General features: G+C 69.9%; 14 protein-coding genes. 5 read left to right on the forward strand and 9 right to left on the reverse strand.

The window, feature by feature from the left end; all coding sequences use genetic code 11:
* Positions 1 to 10: 10 nt before the first annotated feature.
* Complete coding sequence (locus ACZ5GH_RS13600) at positions 11 to 283, reverse strand: hypothetical protein (protein WP_401114780.1); 273 nt, start codon at positions 281 to 283, stop codon at positions 11 to 13.
* Positions 280 to 642 (reverse strand): ATP-binding protein, encoded by a 363-nt coding sequence (locus ACZ5GH_RS13605; protein WP_464334385.1) that lies wholly within the window; start codon positions 640 to 642, stop codon positions 280 to 282. Before ACZ5GH_RS13605 ends, ACZ5GH_RS13600 begins: the two co-directional genes overlap by 4 nt.
* A gap of 225 nt (positions 643 to 867) precedes the next feature.
* Here ACZ5GH_RS13605 and ACZ5GH_RS13610 point away from each other — a divergent pair, with 225 nt between their 5' ends.
* The 3 genes from ACZ5GH_RS13610 (at position 868) to ACZ5GH_RS13620 (ending at position 2,810) form a co-directional block, all read left to right on the forward strand.
* On the forward strand, positions 868 to 1,713 hold the full coding sequence (locus ACZ5GH_RS13610; RefSeq protein WP_464334386.1) for a helix-turn-helix domain-containing protein: 846 nt from the start codon (positions 868 to 870) through the stop codon (positions 1,711 to 1,713).
* A 7-nt stretch (positions 1,714 to 1,720) separates the two neighbouring features.
* Positions 1,721 to 1,906 (forward strand): DUF397 domain-containing protein, encoded by a 186-nt coding sequence (locus ACZ5GH_RS13615; protein WP_387756946.1) that lies wholly within the window; start codon positions 1,721 to 1,723, stop codon positions 1,904 to 1,906.
* 421 nt (positions 1,907 to 2,327) lie between these two features.
* Complete coding sequence (locus ACZ5GH_RS13620) at positions 2,328 to 2,810, forward strand: GNAT family N-acetyltransferase (RefSeq protein ID WP_387756945.1); 483 nt, start codon at positions 2,328 to 2,330, stop codon at positions 2,808 to 2,810.
* Positions 2,811 to 3,038: 228 nt separating this feature from the next.
* On the opposite strand, the gene ACZ5GH_RS13625 is transcribed toward ACZ5GH_RS13620, so the two are convergent.
* Positions 3,039 to 3,638 carry a TetR/AcrR family transcriptional regulator gene (locus ACZ5GH_RS13625; protein WP_464334387.1) on the reverse strand — a complete coding sequence of 200 codons (600 nt, stop codon included), beginning with the start codon at positions 3,636 to 3,638 and terminating at the stop codon, positions 3,039 to 3,041.
* 100 nt (positions 3,639 to 3,738) lie between these two features.
* Here ACZ5GH_RS13625 and ACZ5GH_RS13630 point away from each other — a divergent pair, with 100 nt between their 5' ends.
* Positions 3,739 to 4,182, forward strand: a complete 444-nt coding sequence (locus tag ACZ5GH_RS13630; protein ID WP_464334388.1) for a nuclear transport factor 2 family protein — start codon at positions 3,739 to 3,741, stop codon at positions 4,180 to 4,182.
* A gap of 70 nt (positions 4,183 to 4,252) precedes the next feature.
* On the opposite strand, the gene ACZ5GH_RS13635 is transcribed toward ACZ5GH_RS13630, so the two are convergent.
* A complete protein-coding gene (locus tag ACZ5GH_RS13635) occupies positions 4,253 to 4,552 on the reverse strand; it encodes a hypothetical protein (protein WP_464334389.1) in 300 nt (99 codons plus the stop codon).
* A gap of 193 nt (positions 4,553 to 4,745) precedes the next feature.
* On the opposite strand from ACZ5GH_RS13635, the gene ACZ5GH_RS13640 reads away from it, so the two are divergent.
* Positions 4,746 to 5,138: a hypothetical protein gene (locus ACZ5GH_RS13640; protein WP_387756941.1), complete on the forward strand. Its 393-nt coding sequence runs from the start codon at positions 4,746 to 4,748 to the stop codon at positions 5,136 to 5,138.
* A gap of 71 nt (positions 5,139 to 5,209) precedes the next feature.
* Here the strand turns inward: ACZ5GH_RS13640 and ACZ5GH_RS13645 are convergent, their stop codons facing one another.
* From ACZ5GH_RS13645 to ACZ5GH_RS13665, 5 genes are all read right to left on the reverse strand, one after another.
* Positions 5,210 to 5,773: a hypothetical protein gene (locus ACZ5GH_RS13645; protein ID WP_464334390.1), complete on the reverse strand. Its 564-nt coding sequence runs from the start codon at positions 5,771 to 5,773 to the stop codon at positions 5,210 to 5,212.
* Positions 5,774 to 5,864: 91 nt separating this feature from the next.
* Positions 5,865 to 6,464, reverse strand: coding sequence for a hypothetical protein (locus ACZ5GH_RS13650; protein WP_387756939.1), 600 nt, complete (start codon positions 6,462 to 6,464; stop codon positions 5,865 to 5,867).
* A 111-nt stretch (positions 6,465 to 6,575) separates the two neighbouring features.
* Entirely contained in the window at positions 6,576 to 7,355 is a 780-nt protein-coding gene (locus ACZ5GH_RS13655; protein WP_464334391.1) for an ABC transporter permease, read from the reverse strand.
* Positions 7,352 to 8,323, reverse strand: coding sequence for an ATP-binding cassette domain-containing protein (locus tag ACZ5GH_RS13660; protein WP_387756937.1), 972 nt, complete (start codon positions 8,321 to 8,323; stop codon positions 7,352 to 7,354). Before ACZ5GH_RS13660 ends, ACZ5GH_RS13655 begins: the two co-directional genes overlap by 4 nt.
* Complete coding sequence (locus ACZ5GH_RS13665; RefSeq protein ID WP_387756936.1) at positions 8,323 to 9,162, reverse strand: DUF4097 family beta strand repeat-containing protein; 840 nt, start codon at positions 9,160 to 9,162, stop codon at positions 8,323 to 8,325. Before ACZ5GH_RS13665 ends, ACZ5GH_RS13660 begins: the two co-directional genes overlap by 1 nt.
* Positions 9,163 to 9,180 lie beyond the last annotated feature (18 nt).

Genomic DNA, 9,180 nt, shown 5'->3' on the forward strand with positions numbered 1-9,180 from the left:
CGGAGCATCCCTAAGGACCCTCGAAGCGGCAGTGGCACACGTCCCGGCTACGCCTGAACTCGCGGATGAGCGCGAGGAGGTTGATCAGGGTGCTGGCCGGGATGTTGCCGACGTCGACCAGGCGATGACCCCGGAGGTTGATGTCACCGGGGATCGCGGACGGCCAGAGGAGGCCGAACTCGCGGCCTTCGGTGCGGAGTTCGACGATCAGCTCGGCGACCTGGCGCGAGGTGAGGTGGAGCAGGGCCGGGTCGGCGGGGTGGATGGGGTGGTGGGCGCTCACGCGACACCGTCCAGCTCGAACCAGACGGTCTTGCCGAGGTGTTGGGGGTCGACACCCCAGCGGTGGGTGAGGCCGGCGACGAGCTGGAGGCCCCGGCCGGTCTCGGAGAGGAGGGCGAGGGGGCCCACCTCCGGGGGGAGCGGACTGCGGTCGGAGACCGCGACGCGCAGGGTGTTGGCGCGGTGGTGGATCAGGATGACGGGCGAGGCCGTCTCGCCGTGGCGCCAGGCGTTGACGATGAGTTCGACCATGGCGAGTTCGGCGTCCGCGATGAGGGAGGGCGGCCAACCGGCACTGGTCATACCGTCGCGCAGGGCGCCGCGGGAGAGGGTGAGGGAGGGGGAGTTGAGGTCACGCACAGCGTCTCCCGGAGGGGAAGGGTGAGACCGGCGGATGCGTCGCCGTGAACGAACCCACTGGACATGGGTGTTCTTCGGTGCCCGAGCAGCGTTACTGACGCTCCGCTCGGTGATCGGTGCATCACAGACTGTAGAGCATCGGATAGCAAATTTGCTAGCGTGCTCAGGAAGTTGTGCCTATCTGCTCGCTGGACTCATCCCGCACGCGCGGTGGATGCTGGGCAGATGCCACCTACCCCAACCGCCCGTCGGAAGCGCGTCGGCATCGAGCTGCGGAAGATGCGAGAGGCCGCCGGACGCACGGCCGGAGATGCTGCTTCCGTCCTTGGGCTGGACCGCAGCAAGGTCACGCTGATCGAGCAGGGCACCTACCCGATCAGCGCCGAGCGGGTCCTCGCGCTCGCCGCCGAGTACGAGGAAGCCGACTCCGAGTACGTCGACGCCGTCGCCGCGATGGCCGCCGACCGCGTCAAGGGGTGGTGGGAGGAGCACAGAGGCTTGGTCCCTGCCGGGATCCTTGAGATTTCCGAGGTCGAGCACTACGCCAGCGCACTGGTGACCTACCAGATCTGTCACACGCCTGGGCTCATGCAGACCGAGGAGACAGCGCGGGCGATCTTTCGCGAGGTCTACCCTCCGCTGCGGCCACTGAACATCGAAGCACGAGTCGAGAACCGGATGCGCCGAGCCGAGTTGCTAACGCGAAGTGACCCCCTCAACTACGAAGCGATCGTGCACGAGGCCGCGCTTCGCATGGAGTTCGGAGGAACAGCTGTCGCCAGATCACAGCTGAAGCACTTGCTTGCACTCTCCGAGGCTCCCAACGTGACCTTGCGACTGCTTGAGTTCAAGGCCGGCGGTTTCAAGGGAGCGGGTCAAGCCGTGCTGTACGCGAGTGGGCCCGTACCTCGCCTCGATACGGTGCAACTGGACTCCGTAGGATCGCCAGCGTTTCTGACCGAGATGAACCAGCTGGAGAACTACCGGAGCATCCTCGGGGCGATGCGTGACCGTGCGCTCAATCCATCGGCCTCCCGCGACGCGATCTCCAGCATCATGAATAGCCTGTGAGGCCCTTATGGAAGAACTCGCTTGGCACAGGCCCCGTGCCTGCGGCGATGGCAACAATTGTCCTGAGGTTGCCATAGGCCCCGATGCCGTCTATGTCCGCAGCAGCCTTCGGCCGGACGCCATCGCCCAACTTGATGTCAGCGAGTGGCGCGACCTCGTCTCTGCCATCCGCGCCGGCGAGTTCGACGCCTGACTCCACCGATTCGGCACACGGGCTCTGACCTGCTACTGTTCCTGACGTCGCGAGAGAGATGATCTCTCGTCAGGCGTCAGCGGTACTACCAGAGCACGTCCTACTTTCAGTAGGAAGAGTCCGTGCAACCCGGGCCTGGCGCTCCACAGTCGGAAGGGTCCGGCATCCACCAGGGTGCCGGACCCTTCCGCGTTCGTGACCCCCGGGCCGCGATTCGAAGCACGCGCGCTGAACTGCTAATATTCCTGACGTCGCGAGGGAGACGATCCCTCGTCAGGCGTCAGCGGTGCTACCAGAGCACGTCCTACTTTCAGTAGGAAGAGTCCGTGCAACCCGGGCCTGGCGCTCCACAGTCGGAAGGGTCCGGCATCCACCAGGGTGCCGGACCCTTCCGCGTTCACGGCTCGGGACAGGAGCAACCATGCAGATCGCGGCGGACGACCTCTCCGGTCCCGAGATCGCCGACTTCCTCGCCGACCACGTCCGGCAGATGCGGGCCACCTCCCCGCCGGAGAGCACCCACGCCCTCGATCTCGACGCCCTCCGCGGGCCCGGGATCACGTTCTGGTCGGTGCGGGACGGCGGCGTCCTGGTCGGCTGCGGCGCGATCAAGCGCCTGGACGCCCACCACGCCGAACTCAAGTCGATGCGCACCGCGCCCCTGCGCAAGCGGAGCGGCGTCGCCTCCCTGCTGCTGGAGCACATCATCACCGAGGCCACCCGCATGGGCTTCACCAGGCTGAGCCTGGAGACCGGCTCGACCGACTTCTTCCTGCCGGCCAGGAAGCTGTACGAAAAGTTCGGGTTCGTCCCCTGCGAACCCTTCGCGGACTACCGACCCGACCCGAACAGCACCTTCATGACGAGAGCGCTCCACGGCCCCGATTCGTCGCACCGGCGCTGAGCTGCTAATATTCCTGATGTCGCGAGGGAGATGATTCCTCGTCAGGCGTCAGCGGTGCTACCAGAGCACGTCCTACTTTCAGTAGGAAGAGTCCGTGCAACCCGGGCCTGGCGCTCCACAGTCGGAAGGGTCCGGCATCCACCAGGATGCCGGACCCTTCCGCGTTCCCCGCCCCCAGCGCGTCCTCACCGGGAGTGGAAAGTCGGGGAGTCCGACTTTCCACTCCACTCACGCCCCCGCCCCCGCCTTCAGGCCGTCGCGGACGACCGCGCGGGCGCGTCCGGCGGCCTCCGGGTGGCCATCCAGGTGCTCCAGCATGCGGCAGGTGCCGACCAGGATCGCCGTCAGCTCCGGCACCTCCAGGTCCCGCCGCACCGCGCCGGCCCGCTGGGCGTCGTCGAGCAGTGCGGTGAGCACCTCGCGCAGGGCGCGACCGGCCTCCGACGTCGCCGCCCTGACGTCGACCCCGGCATCCGCGAGGGCCGCGGCGAAGGCGTTCTTGGCCGGCGACTGGTCCAGCACCAGGTCGAAGAAGGCGAAGAGGGCATCCCCCGGCCCGGCCTCCTCCGCCAGGCGCCGCCCCTCCTCCCCCAGCCGCTCCAGCCGCCGGACGAGCACCGCCTCCAGCAGCGCTTCCTTCGTCGGGAAGTGCCGGAACACGGTGGCGATGCCGACCTTCGCCTCGCGGGCGATCTCCTCCGTGGACGCGCCGGTGCCCCGCTCGGTGAAGACCGCCTCGGCGACCTCCAGCAGTCGCGCACGGTTGCGCCTCGCGTCGGCGCGCAGGGGCTTCGCGTCGCCACTGGACGGAGTCTGATCGGACGTCATGAGGACCTCACCATCCCTGGACAAACGGAGTGGCGTATCCGTATCGTCGGAAACGGAGTCGCCTATCCGATTGTAGGCGGCGAGATCCCGGAGGTCAGCCATGTCCGCACCAGCCACGCCCCGCGAGGTCCACGCACAGCTGTTGGACCTCATCTCGGCGGGCAGGTGGAGTGAACTCCCCGCCCTCTACGCCGAGGACGCCGTGGTGGAGATCGTCTTCTCGCCCACTCCCCCGCGCCGTATCCAGGGCCGGGACGAACTCCGTCAGCGCTTCGCCGCCCTGGCGGCCGCCGACGCCATCCGGCTGCGCGCGGAGAACATCCACGTCCACGGGACCGACGACCCCGAGGTGGTGATCGCCGAGTTCGACTACGAGGCCCTGCACCCCGCCACCGGCCGCACCTTCCGAACCCCCAACATCCAGGTCCTGCGCGTCCGGGACGGCCTGATCGTCGAGACCCGCGACTACCACGACCACCTCGCCTTCGCCGTGGCGGACGGACGCGCGGGTCAGCTGCTCGCCGCGCTGGACCAGTCGGCCTGACCCGCACCCGACGGCGCAGCCCCGCCCCGCCGCTCTCCCGCCCCGCCGCCCCCTCGCCCCGCCGGGCACCTCACCCGCCGAGCCGAGTCGGGCCGCCACCGGACTCGTGGACGCCGCGACGGCGCCTCAACTCGGCGAGCCACTCCCGCACCTGCCCCTCGTCGTGCAGGTACGGGCCGCCGGGGCCGGCCCGCAGATCGATGCCGTGCAGCAGATCCAGGGCCCACAGCGACACCTCGTCCCACCGCAGGTCGTCGTCGAGGAACCACCGCGCCGCCCAGCGGTCGGCCTCGTCCCGGCTCGCCCGGCCGTCCGCGACGGCCTCGAACCACCGCTCGATGTCGCCGGGACCGGGCTGATCGGTCTCCATCTCGTCACTCCATCAGTGCTATGGAAGAAAAATCGTGAAAAGGCCTGATCTCATCGTCGGCGAACTTCCCGAGCGGAAGCCGGTTTTCCGACACCGGAGCCCCGGGTAGGGCCGAGACGTTCGCATCCCGACTGTTCCGGTGCTCACGGACGGGGGCGAATCCCCGACGACTTCCCATCGGAAGGACACCCTCATGCACAGGACCCTTCGGAACGCCCTCGCGACCGTCCTCGTGACGGGTGCGCTCACCGCCGCTCCCGCCGCCGTGGCCGCCGAGCAGGCACCGTCGACGGCCGAGGCCCAGGCGGAAGTCCGCAACCCGAAGACGATCAAGGTCGCCGACTACAACCAGGCGCGCGGCACCCTGATCAACGCCGGCAGCAAGACGGCCGCCAAGTCGCACCCGGCGCACGGCACCAAGGACGTCCCGGTCTCCCACGGCACCAGCCTGCTCGCGGAGGCCCGCGACGAGTTCCGCGCCGCCGACCGCAACCTGCCGGTCAACCAGAAGAAGTCCGACATGTCGATCCCGCACTACAACGCCGTCCACAGCGCGGCCGCCACCATGGGCATCGACCGCTGGTGACGCCTTACCGCCGGGGCCGGCGGCCGGGCCCTCCCCCCGGCAACGCGAGGAGGGCCGGCCCCGGCGAAGCCTCAACGAGGCATGAACGGGCCTTGGGGTCGGGGTGCTTCCCGAGGAGCGCTCAGGCTCCCGTCCGGGCGGACGTCGAAGACCGTGACCTTCGCGTCCCTGGTGATCGTGATCCGGTCCGGCCCGGACCAGTCGACGCGGACGAAGTCGGTCCGCTCGGTGTCCCAGATACCCATGCTCCAGTGGCGGGCGGACCATCCGGTGCCGGACACCAGCTCCACCCGGTAGACCGGGTCGATCGAGAACGCGATGTCGGTGACGGTGAGTACCCGGTCAGGGTGGCCCGGGGCGGCCGTCCGCTCGGTCCAGCCGTCACGGCTCAGGACGATGGCCAGGAACGCGATCGGCACCCCGCCGAAGATCAGCGCCACCAGGCCGACGGCACAGCCGACCTGCGACAGCCAGGTGCGGAACTCCAACTCGATGACCAGCGAGACCACGATCAGCAGGACCGCCGACCCGACCAGCAGGACCGAACGGTTCAGCCAGCGCTCGACCACCACCAGCCCGCCCGACCGGGACGCGTGCCGACCCGCCGCGTACGCCAGCAGCGCCGCGACCACCACGCCTCTGAGCCCCCATGCGATCCGTCTGCGGCGTGCCGCTGTCATCCCCGCCCCCCCGGCGTTGCTCGACCGACCTTCGGCGCGGACCCTACTACAGGGACCGCCGGGGCCTGGGCGTCACCGAAGGCTCGCCCAGCGTCCCGCCCTTGGCGACGGTGAAGACCCTGGTCTCGTGCTCCAGCGTCACCGTGATCTCGCCCGGGCCGGACCAGTCGGCCCGGAGGAAGCCCTCCTCCTCGCCCCAGGTGCCGAGGCTCCAGTGGCGGGCCGACCAGCCGGTGCCGGACACCAGCTCCACCCGGTAGACCGGGTCGATCGAGAAGGCGATGTCGGTGATGCTCAGCACGTGGTCGGAGCGGTCCGGGGCGGGCTTGCGGTCGACCAGTCGGCCGTCGCCCCCGAAGAAGTACGCCAGGGCCCCGACCGCCGCGCCGACGACGAGGAGCGGTGACAGGACGGCCGCGCAGCCGATCTGCGCCCATCGGGTGCGGAACTCGAACTGGGCCACCGCCGAGGCCATGGCCAGCGCGACCGCCGTCCCGAGCAGCAGCACGGGGTGGTTCAGCCAGCGCTCGACCTCGACCAACCCGCCCTGACGGGAGGAGAAGTAGCCCGGCAGGTACACCAGGAAGGCCACCAGCGCCGCGCCTCTGAGCCACCACACGACCTGCGTGCGGCGCGTGCCTGTCATTTGCTCCCCCCGGAGTCGTCCTTTGCCGGGACTTTACTACGGGGACACCTGACGGCCCGGACGACGGGTGCTCCGTCGTCCGGGCCGCTCCGGCTACCGGCCGTACCCCCGTCACCGCCGGTAGAAGACGCTCCTCGACCAGAAGAAGCCGATCAGCGTCAGCACGGTGCACCAGGCCAGGGCGCTCCAGCCGCTGGTGCCGATCCCGGTGCCGAGCAGCAGCCCGCGCAGGGTCTCGATCATGGGCGTGAAGGGCTGGTACTCGGCGAACCAGCGCAGTGCCGTCGGCATGGAGTCGGTCGGCACGATGGCACTGCCGATGAAGGGCAGGAACTGCAGCGGCATCGGCATGTTGCTGGCGCTCTCAACCGTCTTGGCCACCAGGCCGATGCCGGCCGATATCCAGGTCAGGGCGACGGTGAGGAAGAGCAGCAGGCCCGTCGCGGCCAGCCACTCCACCGGCCCGGCGTTCGGCCGGAAGCCCATCGCCAGGGCCGCGCCGATCACCAGCACCAGCCCGATCATGGTCTGGATGACGCTGCCGACGACGTGCCCCGCCAGGAAGGCGGACCGCGATATGGCCATCGTGCGGAAGCGGTTGACGATGCCCTCGGTCATGTCGGTGCAGATGCCGATCGCGGTGACCAGCGACCCGGAGGTGGCCGCCATCAGCACGATGCCGGGCGTCACGTAGTCGATGTAGTCGCCGCCGCCGATGCCGGCGCCCAGCGTGCTGCCGTAGGCGTAGTTGAAGAGCAGCAGCATCATGACCGGCATCACCACGACCGCGAAGGTCAGGGACGGGTACCGCAGCGCGTGCTTGAGGTTGCGGCGCAGCATGGTCAGCGAGTCGCTGAGCACGTAGCCGGCCGTCCCCGTGGCCGTACTCATCGCACACCCTCCCCGGTGAGCTGCAGGAACACGTCGTCCAGGTCGGCCGTCTCCACGACCAGCGACTCGGCCGGTACGGACGCGTTGTCGAGCGCGTCCAGCACGGCCTTCACGGTGAGGACGGAGTTGTCCCCCGGGATCTCCAGCCGCAGCGCCTCGGCGTCGGCCCTGGCGTACTCGAACAGCGCGGCCGCGGCGGTCAGTCGGGCGGCGTCCGCGAACTGGAGCCGGATCCGCCCGCCGGGGGCGAGCCGCTTCAGCTCCTCGGCCGTGCCCTCGGCGACGATCCGGCCGCCGTCCAGGACGGCTATCCGGTCGGCGAGTTGGTCGGCCTCGTCCAGGTACTGGGTGGTGAGGAAGATCGTCACCCCGTGGTCGGCGACCAGGCCCCGGATGATCTCCCACATGGTGCGCCGGCTGCGCGGGTCGAGCCCGGTGGTCGGCTCGTCCAGGAAGATCACCTTCGGGTCCCCGACCAGGGTCATCGCCAGGTCGAGCTTGCGCCGCATGCCGCCGGAGAAGGTGGCGACGGGTTTGCGGGAGGCCTCGGTGAGGTCGAAGCGCCGCAGCAGGTCCTCCGTCCGCCTCCGCCCCTCCCGACGGCGGAGGTGGTTGAGGTCGGCCATCAGCATGAGGTTCTCCTCGGCGGTGAGCAGGTTGTCCACCGCCGAGAACTGGCCCGTCACCCCGATCGCCCGGCGCACCCCGTCGGCCCCGTGCTCCACGTCGTGCCCGGCCACCCGGGCCGAGCCGCCGTCGGCGGGGATCAGGGTGGAGAGGATCTCCACGGTGGTGGTCTTGCCCGCGCCGTTGGGCCCGAGCAGCGCGAACACGCTGCCCGCCGGGATCTCCAGGTCGACGCCCTTCAGGACCGCCTTGTCCCCGTAGGACTTGGTGAGCCCGACGGCCGAGATCGCCGGGCCGGCCGGGACCACCGGCCTCACCGGGACTGCCGAGACGGCCGCCATCAGGCCCTCCGGACGACGACGTTGCCGACCTGGGTGCGGCCGCGGACCTCGACCGTCTCCATCGCGTCGCCCGGGCCCTGGGTGGGGCCGAGGTCGTTGCGGACGCCGCCGACCTTGCTGTGCACGTCCAGCCAGGCCGCGGTGCCCTCCGCGATGCCGACCTCCACGTCCCCCAGGCTGGTCTGCAGGGTGACCTGGCCGCGGACCACCCGGCCGACCCGGATGTGGCCGTGCGCCGACTTGGCGTCCACGTTCCCCTCGGCCACGCCGATGTGGATGCGGCCGTTGGAGGCGTTGGCGTGCAGCTCGCCGTGCACCTCGTCGATCTCGGTGTCGCCGATGCTGTTCTTGACCGTCAGCCGGCCCCCGACGGAGCCGATCTCGATCCGGCCGGCGCCGGACACCTCGGCGTCCCCGGTCGTCGCCCCGAGCCGGACGTCCCCGAAGCCGCTGTCCAGCCGGGCGTTCTCGGCGCTCTCGACCTGGATCCGGCCGAGCGAGGTCTTCAGGCGGCAGTCGCCGAGCGGCCCCTCGGTGACGAACTCGGCCATCGGCGACTCGCTGTGGACGTCGGAGCCGGCCGGCAGCTCGACCAGGATCTCGATCCCGCCCTTCTTGCTGGTGAACACGGAGCGCTGCTTGGGGGCCTTGATCCCGAGCCGGCCGCCGGAGAAGTCGACCTGGGTCTGCTCGGCGGCCTTGACGTCCGCCTCCTTGGCCGGGTTGGCCGGCCGGACCTCGACCACGGCGTCGGTGCGCTTGCCCGCCTTGATCCAGACCGAGCCGATGTCGAACTCGAGGATGGCGGAAATCGGACCGTCGATCTCGTACGTAGGCATGGTTGTCCCGTCCTCTTG

The organism is Kitasatospora sp. Xyl93 (assembly GCF_055383135.1).

Coding starts and splice junctions, on each gene's coding strand:
- ACZ5GH_RS13610 (WP_464334386.1), top strand. CDS start 868: ATGCCACCTACCCCAACCGCCCGTCGGAAGCGCGTCGGCATCGAGCTG.
- ACZ5GH_RS13615 (WP_387756946.1), top strand. CDS start 1,721: ATGGAAGAACTCGCTTGGCACAGGCCCCGTGCCTGCGGCGATGGCAAC.
- ACZ5GH_RS13620 (WP_387756945.1), top strand. CDS start 2,328: ATGCAGATCGCGGCGGACGACCTCTCCGGTCCCGAGATCGCCGACTTC.
- ACZ5GH_RS13625 (WP_464334387.1), bottom strand. CDS start 3,638: ATGACGTCCGATCAGACTCCGTCCAGTGGCGACGCGAAGCCCCTGCGC.
- ACZ5GH_RS13630 (WP_464334388.1), top strand. CDS start 3,739: ATGTCCGCACCAGCCACGCCCCGCGAGGTCCACGCACAGCTGTTGGAC.
- ACZ5GH_RS13635 (WP_464334389.1), bottom strand. CDS start 4,552: ATGGAGACCGATCAGCCCGGTCCCGGCGACATCGAGCGGTGGTTCGAG.
- ACZ5GH_RS13640 (WP_387756941.1), top strand. CDS start 4,746: ATGCACAGGACCCTTCGGAACGCCCTCGCGACCGTCCTCGTGACGGGT.
- ACZ5GH_RS13650 (WP_387756939.1), bottom strand. CDS start 6,464: ATGACAGGCACGCGCCGCACGCAGGTCGTGTGGTGGCTCAGAGGCGCG.
- ACZ5GH_RS13655 (WP_464334391.1), bottom strand. CDS start 7,355: ATGAGTACGGCCACGGGGACGGCCGGCTACGTGCTCAGCGACTCGCTG.
- ACZ5GH_RS13660 (WP_387756937.1), bottom strand. CDS start 8,323: ATGGCGGCCGTCTCGGCAGTCCCGGTGAGGCCGGTGGTCCCGGCCGGC.
- ACZ5GH_RS13665 (WP_387756936.1), bottom strand. CDS start 9,162: ATGCCTACGTACGAGATCGACGGTCCGATTTCCGCCATCCTCGAGTTC.